The organism is Enterobacter sp. 302C9 (assembly GCF_034106085.1).
Lineage (GTDB): Bacteria > Pseudomonadota > Gammaproteobacteria > Enterobacterales > Enterobacteriaceae > Enterobacter > Enterobacter asburiae_B.
In genome coordinates this window covers 713,643-736,520 of sequence record NZ_JAWNBW010000001.1, presented here as the reverse complement: position 1 = coordinate 736,520, position 22,878 = coordinate 713,643, and the positions used below count along the sequence as shown (strand labels likewise).

The following is a 22,878-nucleotide window of genomic DNA, read 5'->3' as shown; positions in this document are numbered from 1 at the left end:
AAGTCCTTATCAGTTGAGGCCGCGCACGGAGGAGATGAACTGCTTCAGTTCCGTGGTCTGCGGGTTGGCGAACAGCGTTTTGCTGTCGCCCTGCTCCCAGACTTTCCCCTGGTGCATAAACACCACGCGGTCGCCCACTTCGCGGGCAAAATTCATTTCATGGGTAACCAGTATGAGCGTCATCCCCTCGGCCGCCAGCTGCTCCAGCACCTTGAGCACTTCGCCCACCAGCTCCGGGTCGAGCGCGGAGGTGATCTCGTCGCAGAGTAAAACTTTCGGCGACATCGCCAGCGCGCGGGCAATCGCCACGCGCTGCTGCTGGCCGCCGGAGAGGCTCGACGGGTAGTAATCCAGACGATCGCCTAAGCCCACTTTCTCCAGCATCTGCTGCGCCAGCTCGCGGCATTCGGCGGCGCTTTTCTTCAGCACCCGACGCGGGGCGAGCATCACGTTTTCCAGCGCAGTCATGTGCGGGAACAGGTTGAAGCTCTGGAACACCATCCCGACCGAGCGGCTGATTTCGCGCGCCTGAGAATCCCGGTCGGTAATGGTCATGCCGCCCAGCTTGATGCTGCCGTCCTGATAGCCTTCCAGGCCGTTGATGCAGCGCAGCAGCGTGCTTTTGCCCGATCCGCTGCGCCCGATAATGGAGATCACCTGGCCCATGTCGATATCCAGATCGACGCCCTTGAGCACGTGGTTATCGCCGTAGTACTTCTGCACCTGATTAATGGTGATGAGAGGCATTGAATTTCGTCTCCAGATAGCGGCTGTAGCGCGACAGCGGATAACACAGAATAAAGTAGCCGAGCGCCACCAGCGCAAAAACCTTAAACGGCTGATACGTCACGTTGGTCAGCATGGTCCCGGCCTTGGTCAGCTCGATAAAACCGATAATCGACGCCAGAGCGGTGCCCTTGATCACCTGCACGGCAAAGCCGACCGTCGGGGCGATACCGATGCGCAGCGCCTGCGGGGCGACGACGCGAAACAGGGTCTGGCCGAAGGTCAGCCCCAGACAGCGCGACGCTTCCCACTGCCCTTTTGGCAAGGCGCGAATACTGCCAAACCAGATGTCGAGCAGAAACGCGCTGGTGTAGAAGGTGAGCGCCAGCGAGGCGGCGGTCCACGGCGAGACGTCGATGCCGAACAGCGCAACGCCGAAGAAGGCCAGGAACAGCTGCATCAGCAGCGGCGTGCCCTGAAACAGCTCAATATAGCCGCGGATGATGCGCCTGACCGTGCGCCCGCCCGTCAGGCGCAGCAGCAGGAGCGGCAGCGTCACCGCCGCCCCGCCGACAAACGCCACCAGCGACAGCAGCACCGTCCAGCGTCCGGCCAGCAGCAGGTTGCGAATAATGTCCCAGTCGGTAAAGGTGGTCATCATGCCTGCACCCCCAGCCATTTGCGTCCCGCCGCCATCATCAGCTGGCGCAGGGTAATCGACAGCGCTAAGTAAATCCCGGTTGTCACCAGATAAACCTCAAAGCTCAGAAACGTTCTGGACTGGATCAGGTTGGCGGCGAAGGTCAGCTCTTCATACGAGACCTGCGACACCACCGACGAGCCGAGCATCACGATAATGCACTGGCTCACCAGCGCCGGGTAAATGCGCTGCAGCGCGGGCGGCAGCACCACGCGAATAAAGGTCTGCAGGCGGGTCAGCCCCAGCACGCGTCCGGCCTCCCACTGCCCTTTCGGCGTGACCTGAATGCCCGCGCGGATAATCTCGGTGCTGTAGGCGCCCAGGTTCACCACCATGGCCAGCAGCGCCGCTTCCCCCGCCGTCATCTTCAGCCCAAGATTCGGCAGGCCGAAGACGATGAAAAACAGCTGCACCACAAACGGCGTGTTGCGGATGATCTCCACGTACGCGCCCCAGATCCGGCTGTACCACGTTGGGCGCGCGCTGCGGATCGCCGCCCCGAAAATCCCTATCGCCAGGCCGCCGACGGTCGCCATCACCGTCAGCTGAATAGTGACCCACAGCCCCGCCAGCAGCTCCGGCCAGTGCGGCCAGAGCGCGGAGAAATCAAGTTGCTCCGTCATCGGCTCAGGCGCCAAGGTTGGCCGGCAGCGGAGCCTTCAGCCACTGCTCGGACAGGCCGTTCAGCGTGCCGTCCTTGATGCCCTGCTCAATCAGCGCGTCCACTTTTGCCTTCAGGGCCGGTTCGTTTTTCTTCAGGCCAATAAAGCACGGCGAATCTTTCAGCATAAAGCTCGGCACGGGAGCTTTATCCGCGTTCTGGCGCGAAATGGCCGCCACCACGAGGTTACCGGTTGCCACGTACTGCACCTGTCCGGAGAGGTAGGCGGAGAGCGTGGTGTTGTTATCTTCGTAGCGCTTCACGTCCGCGTCTTTCGGCGCCAGGCCGGTCAGCACCATGTCCTCCACCGCCCCGCGCGTCACGCCGATGGTTTTTCCGCTCAGCGCGGCGGCGTCTTTCAGCTCGGCCCCTTTCGGACCAAACACGCCGAGGAAGAACGGCGCGTAGGCGCGGCTAAAGTCGATCACCTTCTCGCGCTCCGGGTTTTTACCGAGGCTTGAAATGACCAGATCCACCTTATCGGTTTGCAGATACGGCACGCGGTTGGCGCTGGTCACCGGGACCAGCTGCAGCTTGAGCTTCATCTGTTTGGCCAGATAGCGCGCCATGTCGATGTCATAGCCCTGCGGCTGCAGGTCGGTCCCCACCGAGCCAAACGGCGGGAAGTCCTGCGGAACGGCAATGCGAATGGTGCCGCGCTTCTCGATATCCTGAAGCTGGTCAGCCTTTGCCGGCAGCTGTGTGAAGAGACATGCGGCCCCGGCCAGTGCAATCAACAATTTTTTCATGGTGCTTCCCCGTAACGTTAACATGAAACAAAAGATTCTTTTAGTGTGATTTTGCAACTAATGTGCCAACCAGGGCGAAGCGGAAAATATTCTTGCGAAGCCTGATAAAACGCGGACGGGTCGAAAAAACGTCTATTTTCCCGACCCGTCAGATGCACCATTTTAATGCAAAGCACCAGCCTGATGCCCCATTATCGCTGTTCGAGTTCGTCCAGCTGCTGGTAAAGGGAGGCAATCTCGTGAATGCGCGGACGGCCTTTATCGAGACTGTCATGCAGGAAGGCATTCGCCAGCAGGTTAATCAGGCTATTGACCGAGGAGTAGCTGTCATAGGCCGAGACGCTGTCCAGCGGGGCGCAGAGCTGCCAGCTCGCCAGCGGAAACAGGCTGTGCGCCTGCGGCTCGCACATCAGCAGCACCGGAATACCGCGGCTCTGAAGCTGCTGCATCAGCGGGCGGATGATGCGCGGGCGGCGGCGAAAGGCCATCATGACCACCAGATCGTCCGGCGTTAAATCCACCAGCTCCTCGCTCAGGCTCTGCCCCGGCTGCGGCAGGACCAGCACCTGACCGCGCGCCTGCAGCAACTGCTGGCGCAGGTGCAGCGCCGCCGGATAGGCGTTACGCATGCCGATAATGACGATGCGCCGCGCCTTCACCATGCAGGCCATCGCGTCGGCAAACTGCTGCGCGTCGAGGGCGTTGACCCACTGGGTCAGGTTCGCCATCTCCTGCTTATAGTGGCGCGCCAGCAGCGTATTGCCCTGCACCGCGTCGCGGTTATCGGTGAGCGGCATCCCGCTCTGGCGCAGGGTGCGCAGCTCGTCGCGCATGTCCTTATATTTCTCATAGCCCAGACGCTTAAACAGACGGCTAACCGTGGCTTTCGACACCCCGCTCAGCTGCGCCAGCTCGGCGCTGTTGTAGCTAATGAGATCGTCAAAATGATCGAAAATAAAGTCCGCCACCCGCTGCTCCTGCGGCGACAGCGAGGGGTACTGTGCTTTCAGACGTTCATCCAGTTGTTCCATAGCGCCTCTGTAACTTTTGTTTCATCACATTGTACCTTTTATTATGCGTATTCATTATACGTGCCAGTTTACTGAAACTTTTCTTTCAGAACTGGAACAGCTTTTGCAGCGCCTTGTGACTTTCAGGGTTACGAGGACTCTCTATGCAAAGTAATGTCTCCACGCACGGCATGGCCGTTGCGCCCCACCATCTTGCCAGCCAGAGCGCGCTGGCGGTACTGCGCGAAGGCGGCAGCGCGATAGAGGCGATGGTCGCCGCGGCGGCCACCGTTGCCGTGGTTTATCCGCACATGAACGGGCTGGGCGGCGATGGCTTCTGGCTTATCGTGCCGCCGGAAGGCGAACCTGTCGCCATTGATGCCAGCGGCGCGGCGGGATCGCGCGCGACGCTCGCCGCCTACGACGGTCTGGCGCATATCCCCCATCGCGGCCCCCGCGCGGCGCTGACCGTCGCCGGCACGGTGAGCGGCTGGGACGAGGCGCTGAAGGTCTCGCGCGAGTTGACCGGCAAGGCGCTGCCGCTGTCCCGACTGCTGGCCGACGCCATTGACTATGCGCAGAACGGCACGCCGGTCACGGCCTCTCAGGCCCACGCCACGGCCAGCAAATTCGACGAGCTGAAGGACGTCCCCGGCTTCGCGGAAACCTGGCTGGTGGACGGTAAGCCGCCGCAGGTCGGGAGCCGCTTTTACCAGCCCGCCATGGCCACGACGTTGACGCGCCTGGCGGAAGACGGTCTGGACAGCTTTTACCGCGGCCCGCTGGCGGACGTGCTGGCGCACGGCATGGAGACGCTGGGCCTGCCCGTGACGCTGGCCGATCTTAACGCGCACGCTGCCCGGCGCACCGCACCGCTGAGGCTGCAGCATCAGCAGGGGGAGATCTTTAACCACGCCCCGCCGACGCAGGGGCTGGTCTCGCTGGCGATACTCGGCATCACCGACCGCCTGAACATGGCCGAGGCCGACGACGCCGACACCATTCACCGCATCGTTGAAGCCACCAAGCTGGCCTTTGGCCTGCGCGATGCCCACATTACCGACCCGCGCGAGCTGAAAACCGATATTCAGGGTCTGCTGGATCCCGCCGCCCTGCAGGCGCTTGCCGACAGGGTTGACGACGGCCGCGCCGCGCCGTGGGGCACCGGAAAAGGCCCGGGCGATACGGTGTGGATGGGAGTGATGGATAACAGCGGGCTTGCCGTGTCGTTTATCCAGAGTATCTATCACGAGTTCGGCAGCGGCGTGGTGCTGCCCGACACCGGCATCGTCTGGCAGAACCGGGGCGCATCGTTCAGCCTCGATCCCAATCATCTTCTGGCCCTCGCGCCGGGCAAGCAGCCCTTCCATACCCTGAACCCGGCGGCGGCGCGTCTTAAGGACGGGCGCGTGATGGTCTACGGATCGATGGGCGGTGACGGACAGCCGCAAACCCAGGCCGCGCTTTTTACCCGCTACGCGATTCAGGGCGTGCCTTTACAGGAGAGCATTTCCCGCCCGCGCTGGCTGCTGGGGCGCACCTGGGGACAAACCTCGGACACGTTAAAGCTGGAAGGACGCTTTACCGCTGAGACAGTCTCACGGCTTCAGGCACTCGGGCACGAGGTGGAAATGTTCCCTGACTTCAGCGAAGCGATGGGCCACGCGGGCGCGATTGTCCGCCACCCCAACGGGCTGTTCGAAGGGGCATTTGACCCGCGCAGCAACGGCGCGGCCGCCGGATTCTGAGGAGAAAACTATGACGACACAACAACCCGACTGGCAGGCGTATCTGGCGCAAATGGAGTCCGTGCTCGGCGTAACGCTGGACGATGCCCGCCGCGCCGAGCTGCAGGTGCAGTTCAGCCGCATAGCAAACATGGCCGCCCCGCTGATGGCGCTGCCGCTCGACGACCGTCTGGAGATCGCAGGAGTGTACAAAGCATGAGGCTACACGAGATGAGTATCAGCGCGATCCAGCATGCGCTGGGCGCGGGCGAGCTGAGCGCTCGCGAGATTGCCCGCCAGACGCTGGAGGCGATTGCGCGCGTTAACCCGCAGATCGGCGCCTGGACCGCCGTGACGGAAGCGCGCATGCTCGCCGAGGCCGAGAGCATCGATACCCTGCGCCGCGAAAAGCGCCCCCTGCCCCCGCTGGCGGGCGTGCCCTACGCGGTAAAAAACCTGTTCGACGTTGCCGGCCACACCACCCTTGCCGGGGCAGAGCTGTTCAGCCAGCGCCCCGCCGCGGCCGCTGACAGCTTCGCGGTGCGCCAGCTGCGCAGCGCGGGCGGGCTGCTGACCGGGATGGTGAATATGGACGCCTACGCCTACGGCTTCACGACCGAAAACAGCCACTACGGCACGACGCGTAACCCGCACGATCTGGCGCGCATTGCGGGCGGCTCGTCCGGGGGCTCGGCCGCCGCCGTGGCCGCCGGGCTGGTGCACTTTTCGCTCGGCACCGACACCAACGGCTCGATTCGCGTTCCGGCCTCCCTGTGCGGCATCTACGGCCTGAAGCCCACCTTTGGACGCCTGTCGCGATCCGGCAGCCATCCGTTTGTCGCGAGCCTCGATCATATCGGCCCCTTTGCCCGCCGCGTGTGCGACCTGGCGTCCGTCTACGATGCGCTGCAGGGGCGGGACAGCAGCGACGCTTTTCAGGCAGAGAGCTCGCGCGAGCAGACGCGCCCCCTCCTCGATCGCGGGCTTGACGGCCTGCGCTGCGCGGTGCTCGGCGGCTACTTCACCACCTGGTGCGACGCGGATGCCAGAGACGCCGTGGCGCGGGCGGCGAAGGCGCTCGACGTGCAGGATGAGCTGCAGTTCCCGGACGCAGAACTGGCGCGCTCCGCGGCGTTTATCATCAGCGCCTCCGAAGGGGGAAACCAGTACCTGCCCGCGCTTCGCCGCGAGCCCGAGCGTTTTGAGCCGCACTCCCGGGAACGCCTGCTGGCAGGCGCGATGATCCCCTCCGCCTGGTACATTCAGGCCCAGCGGTTTCGCGCGCACGCCCGACAGGCGTTTAAAACCCTGTTCGCGCAGGCCGACGTGCTGATCGCGCCGGCAACGCCGCGCAGCGCCACGCTCGCGGGTGAGCAGACCATGGAGATTAACGGTCAGCCGCTCCCCATCCGCGCCAGCATGGGGATGCTGACCCAGCCGATTTCATTTCTGGGCCTGCCCGTGACCACCGTTCCGCTGCGCACCGCGCAGGGTGCGCCGATTGGCCTGCAGCTGATTGCCGCGCCGTTTAACGAGCAGGCCTGCCTGCGCGTCGCGCGCGTGCTTGAAGGGAGCGGCATCGCCGATGCCCGCCCGGCGGAGGTGGCCGCATGATGAATCACGATGACATTAACCTTCCGTGGGTAGTTGCCGAGGTGACCGCCGCGTTTTATCGCTATGAAGACGCGCTGGTGAGCAACAACGTTGCGGTGCTGGACGAGCTGTTCTGGCACGACAAAAACACGGTGCGTCTGGGGGCAGGTGAAAACCTGTACGGGATTGATGAAATCCGCGCCTTTCGGGCGGCGCGCCCCGCCGCCGGGCTGCAGCGGACGTTGCGCCACACCGTCATCACCACCTTCGGCGAGGATTATGCCGTGTGCAGCACCGAGTTTACCCGCGAGGGGACGGAACGCATTGGCCGCCAGCAGCAGACGTGGGTGCGGTTTGCCTACGGATGGCGGATCGTGGCGGCACAGGTGAGTTTGATGTCGTAGTCCTAGGCCGGGTAAGGCGCAGCCGCCACCCGGCTAAACACGGCACACTTACTTCTTAAACGGATGCACCTCCCGCCAGTGGTCGGCAATCTGCTGGCGGGTACAAACCCACACCCGCTCGTGCTGCTGAATATAATCCAGGAACCGCTGCAGCGCGCGAAAACGCCCCGGCCGCCCCAGCAGGCGGCAGTGCATGCCGATGGACATCATCTTCGGCGCGCGTTCCCCCTCTTCGTACAGCACGTCAAAACTGTCCTTCAGATACGTATAAAACTGCTCGGCGGTGTTAAACCCCTGCGCGGTGGCGAAGCGCATGTCGTTCGCATCCAGCGTATACGGCACGATCAGGTGCGGTTTACGGGTGCCGTCGCTGCAGGCCACTTCCGTCCAGAAGGGCAGATCGTCGCCGTAGTAGTCGCTGTCATAGTCGAAGCCGCCGTGCTCCACCACCAGCTGGCGGGTGTTGGGGCTGTCGCGCCCGGTGTACCAGCCCGTCGGCGGCTTGCCGAACAGGTCGGTCAACACGTGCACCGCCTTGTGCAGGTGTTCGCGCTCCTGGCTGATATCCATGCTCTGATAGTGGATCCAGCGCCAGCCGTGGCTCACCACGTCGTAATCCGCCGCCTTGATTGCCTCGACGATCTCCGGATGACGCGCCAGCGCCATCGCCACGCCAAAGACCGTCAGCGGCAGGCCGCGCTTTTGAAATTCACTGTGGATCCGCCAGAACCCGGCGCGGCTGCCGTATTCGTAGAGGGAGTCCATCGACATGTGTTTATCCGGGTAGCTGGCCGCGCCGATAATGTCCGACAGGAACTGCTCGGATCCGGCATCGCCGTGCAGAACGTGGTTTTCCGCCCCTTCCTCATAATTGAGCACAAACTGCACGGCGATACGCGCCTGATTCGGCCACCGCGCGTGCGGCGGGTTGCCCGCGTAGCCGCGCAGATCCCGCGGGTAATCCTGTTCAAAAAGCCCCATTGCCACCCCCAAAAATTAAAATGGATTCAGTGCCTGAAAATGTCCGCTTAACGCTTTTTTCTCGGGGAACGCCAGATCCCCGTGCTTGCTGGTCGACAGCCCCAGCGCCACCAGCGATTCCACCATCTTCACCGCCGCGCTGACGCCGTCGATGACCGGCACGCGCAGCTCGCGCGTCAGCTCCTGCGCCAGCGTCGCCATGCCGCCGCAGCCCAGCACGATGGCGCCGCAGCCATCCTCTTTCAGCGCCTGTATACAGCGCGCGCGCACCTTCTCCTGCGCCACACCGCTGCCGTCTTCCAGCGCCAGCACCGGGAGATCGATAGCGTGCAGCGCCGCGCACCTGTCCTGAAAGCCATACTGGTGCAGCAGATGGCGGGCAATAATCAGCGTGCGCGGCAGCGTGGTGACCACCGAAAAGCGCGTCGCCACCAGCGTCGCCATATGCATGGCGGCTTCGGCAATACCGACCACCGGCCCCTGCGCCAGCTCGCGCGCCGCCAGCAGGCCCGGATCGCCAAAGCAGGCGATGACGTGACCATCGACGCCCTGCTCTCTGCCGAGCTTAACCTGTTCGAGAACCCCCACGGCGGCGATGGCCTCATCAAAGTGGCCTTCTATAGACGGCACGCCCGCGCTGGGGCAGACCGCGAGGATCTCCGTTCCCGGCGCCGCCACCGCGCGGGCCGCCGCGCCGATGGTTTCCGTCATCGCGAGGCTGGTGTTGGGATTGATCACTTGTATACAGACAGATGACATTACGACTCCTTGTGGCCGGCAAACAGCCGGGCAAAATCAGGCAGGCACTCGCCCGCCCGCTCGAAGCAAAGGCTGGCAACGATGTGTTCAAAATGGTGCATTAAGGCATCGCTTAGCGGCTGGAGCGCCTTCTGGCGCAGCAGCTCCACCAGCTGTTCGTGATCGTTGCAGCGGCACCCCTGACGCCACGGCGCGCCCCAGGTGGCAATCACCAGCGAGGAGCGCTGGCTCAGGCCGGTCACCATCTCCGTCAGCACCTGGTTGCCGGAGATGGCCTGCAGCTGAATGTGGAAATTGGCGGAGTGGCGGATTGCCGCCGGGCCGTCGTACGCCTCGTGCGCCTGCTGCTCCTGACGAATAATGGCCTCCAGCGCGGCAAGGTGCGGCGGCTGGCAGCGGGCCAGCACGTCCGGCAGGTTGGCGACCTCCAGCAGCGCGCGGGTGCGGAAGATATGCTGCGCCTCTTCCACCGTCGGGCTGGCAACGTGTGCACCACGCTTGGGCGTTAAGGTGACCATTTGCACAGCCGCGAGTCGTTGAAGCACCTTGCGGATGCCCGTGCGGCTTACGCCAAAGACCTCGGCCAGCGCCTCCTCCGGCAGTTTGCTCCCCGGCAGCAGCTGATGTTCGACAATCGCGGTCATCAGCGCCTGAAAGATCGATTCGTCTTTGTCATGCAGGTCTGGCGCGGTCTGCAGGGCGTTTATGTTGTTCATTCACCACTCCGTCTTTTACTCTTCGTTATCGAATCGTATACATAAAAATAAAATATTGCATACAAGATTTATTATTTTGGCCTGGATCCTGCAACACCGTCTGCACTCCCGCTTAACGGGTTTTCATTCACAGGAGCAGGTTTCATGCCAAACAGTCAAAACGCGCAGCAGGGTACGGCCGCTGATTCCGGTGCGGTTTACAGCCCACGTCTTTGCAATGAGGATCTGGCACCGACGCGTGACCAGAACTGGAGCTGGTACAACATCTTTTCGTTCTGGATGTCGGACGTTCACAGCATGGGGGGTTATGTTGTCGCCGCGAGCTTCTTTACGCTCGGGCTGGCAAGCTGGCAGGTGCTGCTGTGCCTGCTGGTGGGGATTTGCATCGTGCAGCTGTGCGCCAACCTGGTGGCCAAACCGAGCCAGATGGCGGGCGTGCCCTACGCGGTGATCAGCCGTCAGGCGTTTGGCGTGTTCGGGGCCAATATTCCGGCGGTGATCCGCGGGCTGATCGCCTTCGCGTGGTACGGCATTCAGACCTACCTGGCCGCCAACGCCCTGATGCTGGTGGCGCTCAAGTTCTGGCCGTCGCTCTCTTCGCTCACTACCGGCGCATTCCTGGGCCTGTCGCATCTCGGCTGGATCTGCTTTGCCATCATGTGGGTGCTGCAGGCGATGGTCTTCTGGCACGGCATGAGCGCTATCAAGCGCTTTATTGATATCGCCGGTCCGGCGGTCTACGTGGTGATGCTGGCCCTCGCAGGCTGGATTGTATACAAGACCGGTTTTGACGGCATTTCCTTCACTCTCGCCAGCAAATCCCTGAGCGCGGGGGAGCAGACCTGGCAGATGATCACCGCGACCGCGCTGGTGGTGTCTTACTTCTCCGGCCCGCTGCTCAACTTTGGCGACTTCTCCCGCTACGGCAAAAGCATGGGCGAGATCCGCCGCGGCAACCGCTGGGGGCTACCGTTTAACTTCCTGCTGTTCTCCATCGTCACCGTGGTGATTGTCTCCGGCACCCAGTCGCTGTTTGGCCGCATGATCACCGACCCGATCGAAACCGTCAGCCGCGTGGGCAACGATCTGGCCGTAGCGATTGGCCTGCTGACGATGATCACCGCCACCATCGGGATCAACATCGTCGCGAACTTCGTCTCCCCGGCGTTTGATTTCTCTAACTGCTCGCCGCAGAAAATCAGCTTCCGCACCGGGGGAATGATTGCCGCCGTCGGCTCGATCCTGCTTACCCCGTGGAACCTGTTCAACTCGCCGGAGCTTATCCACTACACCCTAGACGTGCTCGGGGCGTTTATCGGCCCGCTGTTCGGCATTCTGATTGCCGACTTCTACCTGATTAAGCGCGGCAAGGTGTCGGTTGACGATCTGTTCGACGACACGCCGAAGGGCAAATACTGGTACCGCAACGGCTTTAACCCGAAAGCCATTGGCGCGCTGATCCCGTCCGTTGCCGTGGGCCTGGTGATCAGTTTTATTCCGGCCCTGCATGAGGTGGCGAACTTCAGCTGGTTTATCGGCGTCTTCCTCGGCGGCGTGACCTACCGCTGGCTGGCGCGGGAAGATCGCGAGACGGCGGGGGCGACGTCGTTCAGCTCCCGCGTGGCCACGCAAAAAGAGTAACCCCCTCCTCCGGCCGCAGCGTGTCTGCGGCCCGTTCATTCTGGCACCGTTCTTGCTGCGCCTTCTCACCCCGCTACGCAAACACTAAGGCAGGAATCATGATGGATTACCAGACAGCGATCCGCGGTGCATTTTTTGATATTGCCCAGGTCTGCGACAGCGCAGACGCGATTGCCCGGCACGCGCGCTACCTTGAGGACGGGCTGCTGTTTATACAGGGCGGGAAAATTCTGGCGCACATGCCGTGGCAGGAGGGCGAGCAGTATCTTGACCCTCATAAAGGCTATACCGACCTGCGCGGCAGGCTTCTGCTGCCCGGTTTTGTCGACACCCACGTCCATTATCCGCAAACGGAGATGATCGGCGCCTTTGGCGAGCAGCTGCTGGAGTGGCTGACCACCTACACCTTCCCGGTGGAGAGCCAGTTTGCCGATGAAGCCTACGCGAAAGAGATCGCCGAATTTTTCATTCGCCAGCTGGTAAGCAATGGCACCACCACCGCGCTGGTGTTTTGCACGCTGCATCCGGAATCGGTCGAGGCGCTGTTTACCGAAGCCCTGCGCCTCAACATGCGCCTAATCGCCGGAAAGGTGATGATGGACAGACACGCGCCGGACTACCTGAGCGAAGACGCGAAGCAGAGCTACCGGCAGACGCGTGCGCTGATCCAGCGCTGGCACCACCGGGGACGGCTGGGCTACGCCATTACCCCGCGCTTTGCCCCGACCTCATCCCCCGAGCTGCTCGCCGCGGTCAGCCTGCTCAGAGAGGAGTTCCCGGATACCTGGATGCAGACCCACCTGAGCGAAAATCCCAACGAAGTGGCCTGGGTGAGCGACCTCTGGCCGGAGCACGAGCGCTATCTGGACGTGTATCACCACTACGGCCTGACCGGCGAGCGCAGCGTGTTCGCCCACGCGATTCACCTTCACCACAGCGAGTGGCAGTGCCTGCATGACACCGGTTCGGCGGTGGCGTTTTGCCCCACCTCTAACCTGTTTCTCGGCAGCGGGCTGTTTCGCCTGCCCGCCTGCTGGCAGCACAGGGTGCGGATGGGCATCGGCACCGACGTCGGCGCGGGCACCACCTTCAGCATGCTGCGCACCCTGGGGGAGGCCTACAAGGTCGGCCAGCTTCAGAGCTACCGCCTGCGCGCCAGCGAGGCGTTTTACCACGCCACGCTGGGTGGCGCGCACGCCCTCAGGCTCGACGATAAGATTGGCAACTTCGCGCCCGGCAAAGAGGCGGATTTCGTGGTAATCGACCCTGACGTGACGCCGCTGCAGCGCCTGCGCAATCGCCGCTGTCAGGATATCTACGAGCAGCTTTTTGTGCTGATGACCCTCGGCGACGAGCGCAACATCAGCGAGACCTGGGTCAACGGCGAGCGGGTGTGGTCAACTTCCCCGGTAGGTTGACCACCCGCCGGGCGCAATCACAAACGGCAGATGGAAATGCTCGTCTGCCGCTTCTCCCGTCACAAAATCAATTTGCGCGCAGGGGTATAGCGTGTCGCGACCGGTTTCGCTAAACCACGCGCCGATCTCCGCCACCAGCCGATAGCGGCCTGCGGGCAGAGAGGGAACGAACGCGGCGATGCGCCCCTGGACGTTGGTCACGCCCGAGGCCATTATTTCGCCCTCCCGTTCGAGATGGACCGTCACGCCCTGTGCGGGCTTGCCCGTCGAGATATCAAGAATATGGGTGCTGAGTGTGCTCATTCGCTAATAACTCCTTCCAGCCGTAGCAGCGTAATTTCCCGCAGCTGTTCCAGCGCGGCACGGACTTCCTGCGCGTCGCTGTTCTCCAGCCGCGCGTGCAGCGCCTGTAAAATCTCCTCGCCGCTGCGGCCCTTCGCGCGGATCAGAAACACGCGTCCGAAGCGGGCCTCGTAGCGGGCATTGCCCTCGCGCAGCGCCCGGGCAAGGGCAGCATCGCCTTCATTCACCGCGCCCTGCTCCTGGCGCGACAGCGCCGCCTCCGCCTGTGAACCTGCGGGCTTTTCCCCGATGCGCGGATGAGCGCTCAGGGCCTGCGCCAGCGCCGCTTCGTCCCAGTTTTGCGTCAGCGCTTTTGCCGTACTGAACAATTCGTCCCGGCTGGCGTAGGGTCGCCCCAGAGCCAGCGCATCGGCCCAGCCGGGGAGCGCCACGCAGGGATGAATCAGCGCTAATGCCTTTTCGTGGGGAAGATGATTGAAGTCGTGCAGTGCGATCATAGCGTCTCCTTTATTGTCTTCCTCCGGGTTATTGCACAAACCACGCCACTCTGAACGCGGGCGTGAAACAGTCGATTCCGTATAGCTCAACTGGAAATTTTTGATTCAAAAAAAGGCACGCTCACCGCGTTTGCGCACCTTAGCAGTGCAAACGTCGCCCTCACAACGCCGTTTTTGCCACTCTGCAGCCTGGTACGCAAATTGCTGAATGTCTTTACACCCTGCAAAAGGAGAGAAGCATGAGAGCAATCGTCATTGGCGCGGGTATTGGCGGCCTGAGCGCCGCCGTCGCGCTGAAGAAAGCGGGCATCGACTGTACCGTGTTTGAAGCCGTCAAAGAGATCCGGCCCGTCGGGGCGGCCATCTCCATCTGGCCTAACGGCGTGAAATGCATGCAGCACCTCGGCATGGGCGACATCATCGAGACGTACGGCGGGCCGATGCGTTTTATGGCCTACAAGGATTACCGGCGCGGCGACACCCTGACCCGCTTCAGCCTTGCCCCGCTGGTTGAGCGTACCGGCGGGCGCCCCTGCCCCGTCTCGCGCGCTGAGCTTCAGCGCGAAATGCTGGACTTCTGGGGGCGCGACAGGGTGCAGTTCGGCAAGCGCGTCGAACGCGTAAGCGAAGACGACGCGGGCGTGAGCGTGACCTTCACCGACGGCACCACGGCAGCCGGCGATTTTCTGATTGCCGCCGACGGCAGCCACTCCGCCGTGCGCTCGTACGTGCTGGGGTATACCCCGGAGCGCCGCTACGCCGGGTACGTGAACTGGAACGGGCTGGTGAAGATTGACGAAGAGATCGCCCCGGCGCACCAGTGGACCACCTTCGTTGGCGAAGGCAAACGCGTGTCGCTGATGCCCGTTTCCGGCGGACGCTTCTACTTCTTTTTTGACGTACCGCTACCCGCGGGCCTGGCGGAGGATCGCACCACCCTGCGCGCCGACCTCACGGGCTACTTCCGCGGCTGGGCGCCGCCGGTGCAGAAGCTTATCGCGGCGCTGGATCCTGAAACGACCAACCGCATTGAAATCCACGACATTGAGCCGTTCGACAGCCTGGTGCGCGGCAACGTCGCGCTGCTCGGCGATGCCGCGCACAGCACCACGCCGGATATCGGCCAGGGCGGCTGTGCGGCGATGGAAGACGCCGTGGTGCTGGGTGAGTGCCTGCGTGAAAACCACAGCATTACGCTGGCGCTGCGCCAGTACGAAGCGCTGCGCTGCGACCGGGTGCGCGACCTGGTGCTGAAGGCGCGTAAACGCTGCGACGTCACCCACGGGAAAGACATGGCTCTGACGCAGGCCTGGTATCAGGAGCTCAAAGAGGAGACCGGTGAGCGCATCATCAACGGTCTGTGCGAGACCATTCAGGGCGGCCCGTTAGGCTGAACGCAAGAGGGACAACGATGAAAAGAGAACCGACTCCACCCGCCCACTGCACGTTTGAGCCAGAGGACTGGCTGCGCCTGGCGAAATGCTGGCATCCGGTCGCGCGCGCCTGCGACGTCGGCCCGGCGCCGGTCAAGGCGACCCTGCTGGACGAACAGCTGGTGATTTACCGGATTAACGACCAGGTCGTGGTCGCCCGTGACGTCTGCCCGCACCGCGGCGTGCCGCTGACGCTCGGCTTTCACGACGAGCACGGAATTATCTGCCCCTACCACGGCTTACGCTTTGGAGAAGACGGGCGCTGCAACCGTATTCCGTCCAGCCCCGACCAGCCCGTTCCGGCGAAGCTGAACCTGATTAACTACGCCGTGGAGGAGCGCTTCGGCCTGATCTGGACCTGCCTGGCGTTTGACCCGGACAATCCTGTGCCGCTGCCCACCATGCCGCACTGGGATGACGACGGATTTCAGCAGATCAACTGCCCGGCGTTTGAGGTGAACGGCTTTGCCGGTCGTCAGGTAGAGGGGTTTCTGGACGTGGCGCACTTTGCCTGGATCCACACCGAGACCTTTGCCGACCCCAATAATCAGCGGGTCCCCACCTATCAACCGCAGGAGACGCCGTTCGGTTTTGTTGCCGATTACTGGAGCTCCGTGAGCAACTATCCCGCCAGTTCACCCGTGCAGGCGCCGGAAGGGTTCCAGTGGCTGCGCCATTTTGAAATGCATCTGCCGTTTACCGCCACCCTGACGATTCATTTTCCGGGAGAATCGCGACTGGTCATCATGAACGCCGCGTCGCCCGTGTCATCGCGCGTCACCCGCATGTTCGCCCCTATCGCGCGTAACTTTGACCTGCATATTCCGGTGGAGGATGTGCATGCCTTCAATCTGCGCATTTTTGAAGAGGATCGCCTGATGGTGGAAACCCAGCGCCCGGAAAGTCTGCCGCTGGATCTGACGCTGGAAGCCCATATTCCCGCCGATAAGAGCTCAATTGCCTACCGTCGGGGACTGAAGAAGATGGGCTTTGGCGAATTTTTCCTCGTATGACGGAGGCCGATATGCTGAGCGTAATTGTTGACGGGCTGTGGCGCGAGGGCGACAAAAGCCTCGCCGTCAGGCTGGTGGCTGAAGACGGTAACGCGCTGCCGGCGTGGCAGCCCGGCGCGCACATTGATGTCCACTTGCCCTGCGGCGCGGTGCGCCAGTATTCCCTGACCGGTGCGTGTGGAGACGAGAGCTATCTTATCTGCGTGGGGCGGGAAACCGCCTCGCGCGGCGGATCGCGTTACGTTCACGAGACGCTGCGACCCGGGCAGAAATTAGCGATCTCTGCCCCGCGCAATCTGTTTCCGCTGCATCAGGCTGAGCGGGTGTTGCTGCTGGCGGCAGGCATTGGCATTACGCCGCTGTATGCGATGGCCCTGCAGCTGAAGGCGGCCGGAACGCCGTTTACGCTGCACTATTACGTCAAACGCCGCGAAAGCGCGGCCTTTGCGCGCGAACTCTCCCGGTTCGGTGAGTGCCAGATTCATACCGCCAGCCCGCGCACGGCGCTGGCAGAGCATCTCCCGGCACCTGAGGCGGGGCTTCACGCCTGGATCTGCGGCCCGGCAGGGTTTATGGAAAAAGTGCGAGACGTGGCGACGGCCAGGGAATGGGATGATGGCCATCTTCACAGCGAGGCGTTTCAGCCCGCGGCCCCTGCCGCACGCGGTGACGCGGGCGAGATCTTTACGGTCAAACTCGCCTCCACCGGGGAGCGCTGGCCGGTGCCTGCGGATAAAACCATCGCTCAGGTACTACAGGAAAACGGCGTGGACGTGCCGCTGTCATGCGAAATGGGGATCTGCGGGGCGTGCCTGACGCCGGTGATTGACGGCGTGGTGGATCACCGGGATAGCGTGCAGTCGGAGGCAGAAAAAGGCGGGACGGACCAGCAGGTGGCGCTGTGCTGTTCGCGGAGCCATTCCGGGGAGCTGGTGATTGCCCTGTAAAACGAAAAAACCCTGCGATATTGCTATCGCAGGGTTTTCAAATTTGGCGGAAGCGTAGAGATTCGAACTCTAGAACCCTTTCGGGTCGCCGGTTTTCAAGACCGGTGCCTTCAACCGCTCGGCCACGCTTCCAAAGTGAGGCGCACTATAAACATCTATTAGCCCCTTGTAAAGCAGGAATTTTTCTATTTTCACCCACCGGCGTTTGACTGCGCAAAAATCACCCAATCGCTTGCCGCGCACCGGTCACAGCCCCCTTGTACATACCGTTACACAGCAACGCTCATCCTTTTAAATCGCTCTGGTATAGAATGCCACAAAAATAAACGGTCATTTGTTGTGTAATTGTTATAAATCTGAGTACCCGCAGATTTAGAAATTACTGCCATGCAGTGTTACTGGTTGATGATGAAAATCAAAAATACGCTTTGCTTACATATCCTGATGGCGACCCTGGCCATTTTGTTCCTTTGTGTTCACCCGCTGGTGACGAGCTTCAATCCGCCCCTCACCTTCCAGCCGCTGATTAAATCAATGGCGGGCACGCCGAAAGAACAAGCGGAAAAAATTGCGACTATTTCCCATGCCTTAGAAGGGAATGCTATTTTCTTCATTGGCGCGTCTGAGGTGGCCACCTCAGAAGATGAACATTACGCTGTATATAATTACTTTAATAAGCAATTACACAAACCCGTCGTGGCGTATGGCGATGCGTTCGTCGATGATGAAACGCAATTTTTACTGTTCTCTCGTTTTAAAAATAGCCTTAACGCAAACAGTAAAGTTGTTTTGCTTCTGGCTCCTGACAGCTTTTATTCAAAAGGGCTGCCACCGGCTATCTATGCCGATAATTTCCCCGGCTCTATTTTTAATCCGCTGATGAAGGATCCGCAGGCGCGCCCGCTGCTGGTTAATTATTTAAAGCATATTGATAGTAAAGAAATAAGCCATTTAACCTTCGGCCAAATGCGCGTCTTTGGCTGGCACCCCGATCTGATGTGGGACGAGCTGAGCTTCCAGTTTGCCAACGTCTGCACCCTGATAAAAAACGACTGGCTGGCGCTGCTCAACATCACGCCCCAGACGGTACAGCCCTGGCCGCAGCAGCCAGCCGCCCACATTGCCCCCGACTGGGATAAAGAGCTGGCGAATGCGCGCGAGTTAAATAAAAAACGCCAGCAGAGCGCGGCCACCCTGTGGATGGACAAAACGATTTACGAGGAGGACAGTACGCGGCAGCAGTGGGATGACACGCCGGTCGTGCCTGCGCAAATCGCCGCCTTCAGTAAAACCGTCCAGCTGCTTAAAGAACACCACGTGCAGGTGATTGCTATCGTCGACCCGGTTAACCCCTGGGCGCTTTACAATACCGATACCTTCCGTCCGGTTGATAAACAAATAAAAACCATTCTGGAAAAAAACCAGATCCCTTATTTAGATATGTACGCCATGCCTTATCAGAATGGCTGGAACTGGGATCGTTTGCACCCTTCCGAACTGGCCTGGGTTCCTATGATTCGCTTTATTGCACAGAGTTTTAAATGATGAAAATCGCGATCCGTCTTTTTTTCCTTTATCTCCTGCTGGCGATCACCATCGTCGCGTGGACCTCTGTCGATGACAGCATGAGCATGCAGCTGCATTTTGAATATCAAAAGTTCTGAGGCCGAATGATGTACAGCTCAGGAATGTTTTTTGTTTATTTGTTTTCATCCGCGCTGGCGTTTGCGCTGGTTAATCGCGTATTGCGCCATCGTCTGACCTGGTTATCTGCGCTCTCGGTGTTAACGGCGCTGGGATGGGGATATATATTTCAGGGCGATTATATTGCCCCCGCCGCCGTTTTTTTCAGCTTTTATGTTTTTGCCACGCTTAAAGAGAAGGGATGGTTAAAAACGTGGCAGGCAGTCGTTCTGACATTATTGCCGCTGCTGCTGGTGAAATTACATTTAAATAACCACTGGGGCATGATCGGCCTCTCTTTTATGACGTTCCGCGCGCTGGACGTGCTGCTCTATCGCAGTAAAAAAGAAGGTCAGAATTTCCTGCACTATTTCTGTTATCTGTTTATGCCCTTTATTATCCTGGCCGGCCCAATGTACCGCTGGCGGACGTGGATGAGTGACGTCAGCAAGCCCGTATTTGCCCTTAACCGCGAACAGTTTTTAGTCGCGCTGGAGCAAATCATTACCGGCATTGTCCAGAAGTTCCTGTTTGCCATGCTGATTGATTCGCTTGTCGTGCAACCCTGGAGCCATAAGCCGTTTACGCTGACCGTGGGCGTGGTGATGTCGATTGCCTACAGCACCTACCTGTACTTTGATTTTGCGGGCTACAGCAATATGGCCATCGGCGCAGGCCGCCTGTTTGGACTCAATATTCCGGCAAACTTCAACATGCCGCTTCTGGCAAAGAACCCGCAGGATTTCTGGCGCCGCTTCCACATCAGCCTGTCTGAATGGCTGCGCGATGTGGTGTTTATGCCCGTTTATATGAACCTGATGAAATTGAACTTTTTCCGTCAGAACAAAACGCTGGCGCAAAATATCGGTATTTTTTGCACCTTATTCTGCATGGGGGCATGGAATGGCCTGGAACGCCATTACGTCATCAGCGGCGCGCTGTTTGGCGCGATTTCCGTCGCTCACAATATGCTGCTGTGGTCAGCCAAACGCAGCCCGGCATTGCACCGCGGCCTGCAGTATCCGGCCGTTGCGTTTTTAGGGCGAATTCTGACGCTGGGAAGCGCCGCGGGATCCCTTTACATCTTTAGTGGAATGTCACCTCTATGAAAAATCACTCCGATCTTCAGGAACTGCAGGATTTCTTACGTGCGGCATTGTGCGATCCCGCCTCCCCGCAGCAGCTGGTCATCAGCGGCAGCGACGAAGCCTTAAGCTGGCTACAGCTTTCCGCTGCCGTGACGGACTGGGCGCAGCGCTATCAGCGCTGCCAGCCTGTTGCCGGTACGCCGGTCGTATTGTACGGTCACCAGCAGGCCGAGTTCGCCGTGGCAATTTATAGCTGCCTGCTGCACAACATTCCGTACATCCCGGTGGACTGCATCTATCCGCAGGAGCGCCTTCGGGAGATCTGCCATCTGGCCAGCGCCCCTTACTATTACGACGTCGTGACCCGGCAGTTCATCGCCACCGGGGAACCGGGCAAGGTACTGGAGGAGCAGGATCTGGCCTACATCATGTTTACTTCAGGCAGCACCGGTAAACCTAAAGGCGTACAGATTGGGCGTGAAAGCGTATGGCACTTCATGAAATGGGTCAGCCAGGACTTTTCACTGCCGGAAAAACCGGTCCTGATGAACCACGCGGTATTCAGCTTTGACCTCTCCCTGATCCCTTTGCTGGCGAATCTGGCGATGGGCGGACACATCGTGCTGAACGCCAAAGAGGACATTCAGAAAGAGAACTGGCTGGAGCGACTGAAAAGCAACGCGGTCTCCGCCTGGGTTTCCACCCCTTCTTTTGCATACCAGCAGCTGCTTTCCCCGCAGTTCAACAGCGAGTATTTGCCCGCGCTCAACGTCTTTATCTTCATTGGTGAAGTGCTCAATAAAGCGCTGGTTAAACAGCTTCGCCGCCGCTTCCCGCAGGCCATAATCATTAACTCGTATGGCCCTACGGAAGCGACGATTGCGACGACCGTGGTTGAAATCACGGATGCGATCCTGAACAGCGACAGCGCCGTGCTGCCGGTGGGCGTCATGATGCCTGAGAGCAAAATGGAAATTTCCGCCGACGGCGAGCTGATTATCTGGGGTAAAAACGTCATGCGCGGCTATCTCGGCCTGCCGCAGGAGAACGCGGCGAAATTACTCCGTCGGGAAGATGAAGCGTTTCGCGGCTACCGGACCGGCGATCTGGGCTATGAGGCGGGGCTGATCTACTGTCAGGGCCGCAACGACAGCCAGGTCAAACTGAACGGCTACCGTATTGAAATCAACGAGATCGAGAACCGCCTGCTGGCCATGTCCGGCATCAACGAAGCGGTGGTCCTGCCGCTGATGAAATCCTGCGGCAGCGTACTGCGCATTGCCGCGTTCTGCGTGACGGATATGGCGCCGGACACCATCAAAACATCGCTGTCGAAGGTCGTTCCGCACTATATGGTGCCTTCACAAATTATCGTAAAAGACGCTTTGCCGCTGAATCCTAACGGCAAAATTGACCGCAAGCTACTGGACGCTTACGCCCGCACAAATTAATGACTCCAGGAAAAATTATGGAACAAGAAATTCTCGCCCTGTTCGAAAAAGTGTTATCCCGTAAGGTGGGCTTTCACGATGAACTGATTGAATCCGACATTCTCGACTCCATCCTGGCGGTCGATATGGTGCTGGAAGTGCAGGACGTTTACGGCTGCATGATCCCGCCAACTGACGTGGCGACGGTGCTAAAAACCCCGGCGGACCTGGCCCGCTATATTGAAGAAAACCGCTAAACGCCCCTGCTGTTAATGCTGCCCTGAAGGCTCAGGAGGATCTCTCCGGAGCCTTCATTCGTTCCCCCTCCCCCTGAACGCTGTCCTGCCCCTTTCACAGGAATGAAACCAACCGCTTTTACTATTTCTCCTACACTTTAGGAGTACTGTCGGTACGGGAAACAGAAAAAAGCCAACTTAATTAAGGCATTAATGATTCGCTGTGCGCTCAGCCGGGGAACGTTTTGCCTTTAACAGAGGAGTCTGCGGTATGGCATTCGTAACAACGAAAGACGGCGTCAATATTTATTACAAAGACTGGGGCCCAAAAGAGGCTCAACCCATTGTTTTCCACCACGGCTGGCCGCTAAGTGCCGATGACTGGGATAACCAGATGCTCTTCTTCCTCGCTGAAGGCTATCGCGTTATCGCTATCGATCGTCGTGGACACGGGCGTTCGGACCAGGTGAGTGAAGGCCACGATATGGATCATTACGCGGCCGACGCGTCGGCCGTGGTTGAAAGCCTGGACCTGCGCAATGCCGTGCACGTCGGTCACTCCACCGGCGGCGGACAGGTCGCCCGCTATGTTGCGCAGTACGGGCAACCGCAGGGGCGCGTCGCCAAAGCGGTGCTCGTCAGCGCCGTCCCGCCGCTGATGGTCAAAACGGACAGTAACCCCGGCGGAACGCCCATCGAGGTTTTCGACGGCTTCCGCAAAGCGCTGGCGGCTAATCGCGCCCAGTTTTACCTCGACGTCGCCAGCGGGCCTTTCTACGGCTTTAATCGGGATGGCGCGGACGTTTCACAGGGTACGATCCAGAACTGGTGGCGTCAGGGGATGATCGGCAGCGCTAAGGCCCACTACGAGGGGATTAAGGCGTTTTCAGAGACCGACCAGACGGAAGATTTGAAAACCATCACGGTTCCCGTTCTGGTGTTGCAGGGCGATGACGATCAGGTCGTGCCGTATAAAAACGCTGCCCTGCTGCAGGATAAACTGCTGGCGAACAGCGTACTGAAAATTTATCCGGGCTTCCCGCACGGGATGCATACCACCCATGCGGACACCATCAACGCGGACATTCTGGCCTTTATCCGCTCTTAAACGTCGCCTTTATTGCCGGGTGGCGCTGCGCTTACCCGGCCTACATTCCTGCATC

24 protein-coding genes, 1 tRNA gene and 1 pseudogene are annotated in these 22,878 nt (G+C 60.4%); 15 read left to right on the top strand and 11 right to left on the bottom strand.

The window, feature by feature from the left end:
• Positions 1-9: 9 nt before the first annotated feature.
• The 5 genes from UR289_RS03495 to hpxU all read right to left on the bottom strand — a co-directional run bounded on the left by UR289_RS03495 (position 10) and on the right by hpxU (position 3,867).
• Positions 10-747, bottom strand: a complete 738-nt coding sequence (locus tag UR289_RS03495) for an amino acid ABC transporter ATP-binding protein (protein ID WP_032638731.1) — start codon at positions 745-747, stop codon at positions 10-12.
• Positions 728-1,384, bottom strand: a complete 657-nt coding sequence (locus tag UR289_RS03490) for an amino acid ABC transporter permease (protein ID WP_071884868.1) — start codon at positions 1,382-1,384, stop codon at positions 728-730. Before UR289_RS03490 ends, UR289_RS03495 begins: the two co-directional genes overlap by 20 nt.
• Positions 1,384-2,049 (bottom strand): amino acid ABC transporter permease, encoded by a 666-nt coding sequence (locus UR289_RS03485; protein ID WP_033145151.1) that lies wholly within the window; start codon positions 2,047-2,049, stop codon positions 1,384-1,386. The genes UR289_RS03490 and UR289_RS03485 overlap by 1 nt, the downstream gene beginning before the upstream one ends.
• A gap of 4 nt (positions 2,050-2,053) precedes the next feature.
• A complete protein-coding gene (locus UR289_RS03480; protein ID WP_023311064.1) occupies positions 2,054-2,836 on the bottom strand; it encodes a transporter substrate-binding domain-containing protein in 783 nt (260 codons plus the stop codon).
• Between the two features lie 191 nt (positions 2,837-3,027).
• On the bottom strand, positions 3,028-3,867 hold the full coding sequence (gene hpxU, locus UR289_RS03475; RefSeq protein WP_167818240.1) for a MurR/RpiR family transcriptional regulator HpxU: 840 nt from the start codon (positions 3,865-3,867) through the stop codon (positions 3,028-3,030).
• Positions 3,868-4,010: 143 nt separating this feature from the next.
• On the opposite strand from hpxU, the gene hpxW reads away from it, so the two are divergent.
• The 4 genes from hpxW to hpxZ are packed head-to-tail and all read left to right on the top strand — an operon-like array spanning position 4,011 to position 7,570.
• A complete protein-coding gene (gene hpxW / locus UR289_RS03470; protein WP_320709161.1) occupies positions 4,011-5,594 on the top strand; it encodes an oxamate amidohydrolase in 1,584 nt (527 codons plus the stop codon).
• A 10-nt stretch (positions 5,595-5,604) separates the two neighbouring features.
• A complete protein-coding gene (gene hpxX, locus UR289_RS03465) occupies positions 5,605-5,793 on the top strand; it encodes an oxalurate catabolism protein HpxX (protein ID WP_033145148.1) in 189 nt (62 codons plus the stop codon).
• Entirely contained in the window at positions 5,790-7,187 is a 1,398-nt protein-coding gene (locus UR289_RS03460) for an AtzE family amidohydrolase (protein WP_087822304.1), read from the top strand. Before hpxX ends, UR289_RS03460 begins: the two co-directional genes overlap by 4 nt.
• Positions 7,184-7,570 carry an oxalurate catabolism protein HpxZ gene (gene hpxZ, locus UR289_RS03455; RefSeq protein ID WP_045354537.1) on the top strand — a complete coding sequence of 129 codons (387 nt, stop codon included), beginning with the start codon at positions 7,184-7,186 and terminating at the stop codon, positions 7,568-7,570. The genes UR289_RS03460 and hpxZ overlap by 4 nt, the downstream gene beginning before the upstream one ends.
• Positions 7,571-7,618: 48 nt before the next feature.
• On the opposite strand, the gene puuE is transcribed toward hpxZ, so the two are convergent.
• The 3 genes and pseudogenes from puuE to UR289_RS03440 all read right to left on the bottom strand — a co-directional run bounded on the left by puuE (position 7,619) and on the right by UR289_RS03440 (position 10,026).
• Positions 7,619-8,518: an allantoinase PuuE gene (gene puuE, locus UR289_RS03450; protein WP_320709358.1), complete on the bottom strand. Its 900-nt coding sequence runs from the start codon at positions 8,516-8,518 to the stop codon at positions 7,619-7,621.
• Positions 8,436-9,310: pseudogene (hpxA, locus tag UR289_RS03445) on the bottom strand (allantoin racemase). Before hpxA ends, puuE begins: the two are co-directional and overlap by 83 nt.
• Entirely contained in the window at positions 9,310-10,026 is a 717-nt protein-coding gene (locus tag UR289_RS03440) for a GntR family transcriptional regulator (RefSeq protein ID WP_096150532.1), read from the bottom strand. The pseudogene hpxA and the gene UR289_RS03440 overlap by 1 nt, the downstream one beginning before the upstream one ends.
• A gap of 144 nt (positions 10,027-10,170) precedes the next feature.
• Here UR289_RS03440 and UR289_RS03435 point away from each other — a divergent pair, with 144 nt between their 5' ends.
• On the top strand, positions 10,171-11,667 hold the full coding sequence (locus UR289_RS03435; protein ID WP_029741848.1) for an NCS1 family nucleobase:cation symporter-1: 1,497 nt from the start codon (positions 10,171-10,173) through the stop codon (positions 11,665-11,667).
• A gap of 98 nt (positions 11,668-11,765) precedes the next feature.
• On the top strand, positions 11,766-13,085 hold the full coding sequence (guaD, locus tag UR289_RS03430) for a guanine deaminase (RefSeq protein WP_320709160.1): 1,320 nt from the start codon (positions 11,766-11,768) through the stop codon (positions 13,083-13,085).
• On the opposite strand, the gene uraH is transcribed toward guaD, so the two are convergent.
• Positions 13,065-13,388, bottom strand: coding sequence for a hydroxyisourate hydrolase (uraH, locus tag UR289_RS03425; protein WP_033145142.1), 324 nt, complete (start codon positions 13,386-13,388; stop codon positions 13,065-13,067). The two genes, guaD and uraH, sit on opposite strands and share 21 nt — an antisense overlap.
• Positions 13,385-13,885, bottom strand: coding sequence for a 2-oxo-4-hydroxy-4-carboxy-5-ureidoimidazoline decarboxylase (gene uraD / locus UR289_RS03420; RefSeq protein WP_320709159.1), 501 nt, complete (start codon positions 13,883-13,885; stop codon positions 13,385-13,387). Before uraD ends, uraH begins: the two co-directional genes overlap by 4 nt.
• Before the next feature lie 239 nt (positions 13,886-14,124).
• On the opposite strand from uraD, the gene hpxO reads away from it, so the two are divergent.
• From hpxO to UR289_RS03405, 3 genes are read left to right on the top strand one after another with little or no spacing between them, the layout of a single operon-like run.
• Complete coding sequence (gene hpxO / locus UR289_RS03415; protein WP_320709158.1) at positions 14,125-15,279, top strand: FAD-dependent urate hydroxylase HpxO; 1,155 nt, start codon at positions 14,125-14,127, stop codon at positions 15,277-15,279.
• 17 nt (positions 15,280-15,296) lie between these two features.
• Positions 15,297-16,331 carry a molybdenum cofactor-independent xanthine hydroxylase subunit HpxD gene (gene hpxD, locus UR289_RS03410; RefSeq protein WP_058840868.1) on the top strand — a complete coding sequence of 345 codons (1,035 nt, stop codon included), beginning with the start codon at positions 15,297-15,299 and terminating at the stop codon, positions 16,329-16,331.
• A gap of 11 nt (positions 16,332-16,342) precedes the next feature.
• Positions 16,343-17,278, top strand: a complete 936-nt coding sequence (locus UR289_RS03405; RefSeq protein ID WP_320709157.1) for a PDR/VanB family oxidoreductase — start codon at positions 16,343-16,345, stop codon at positions 17,276-17,278.
• Positions 17,279-17,322: 44 nt separating this feature from the next.
• Here the strand turns inward: UR289_RS03405 and UR289_RS03400 are convergent.
• Positions 17,323-17,410: transfer RNA gene (locus UR289_RS03400), tRNA-Ser, on the bottom strand.
• A 276-nt stretch (positions 17,411-17,686) separates the two neighbouring features.
• Here UR289_RS03400 and UR289_RS03395 point away from each other — a divergent pair.
• From UR289_RS03395 to UR289_RS03370, 6 genes are all read left to right on the top strand, one after another.
• Positions 17,687-18,823, top strand: a complete 1,137-nt coding sequence (locus tag UR289_RS03395; RefSeq protein ID WP_033146519.1) for a D-alanyl-lipoteichoic acid biosynthesis protein DltD — start codon at positions 17,687-17,689, stop codon at positions 18,821-18,823.
• Positions 18,820-18,942, top strand: coding sequence for a hypothetical protein (locus tag UR289_RS03390; protein WP_023335174.1), 123 nt, complete (start codon positions 18,820-18,822; stop codon positions 18,940-18,942). The genes UR289_RS03395 and UR289_RS03390 overlap by 4 nt, the downstream gene beginning before the upstream one ends.
• A 9-nt stretch (positions 18,943-18,951) precedes the next feature.
• Positions 18,952-20,070 (top strand): MBOAT family O-acyltransferase, encoded by a 1,119-nt coding sequence (locus UR289_RS03385; protein ID WP_167818346.1) that lies wholly within the window; start codon positions 18,952-18,954, stop codon positions 20,068-20,070.
• The gene (locus UR289_RS03380) at positions 20,067-21,500 is read left to right on the top strand and encodes an AMP-binding protein (RefSeq protein WP_320709156.1); all 1,434 of its coding nucleotides are present in this window, start codon (positions 20,067-20,069) and stop codon (positions 21,498-21,500) included. The genes UR289_RS03385 and UR289_RS03380 overlap by 4 nt, the downstream gene beginning before the upstream one ends.
• Positions 21,501-21,517: 17 nt before the next feature.
• Positions 21,518-21,736 carry an acyl carrier protein gene (locus UR289_RS03375; RefSeq protein WP_008499867.1) on the top strand — a complete coding sequence of 73 codons (219 nt, stop codon included), beginning with the start codon at positions 21,518-21,520 and terminating at the stop codon, positions 21,734-21,736.
• A 250-nt stretch (positions 21,737-21,986) separates the two neighbouring features.
• A complete protein-coding gene (locus tag UR289_RS03370; protein WP_032658141.1) occupies positions 21,987-22,823 on the top strand; it encodes an alpha/beta fold hydrolase in 837 nt (278 codons plus the stop codon).
• The last annotated feature ends 55 nt before the right edge of the window (positions 22,824-22,878 follow it).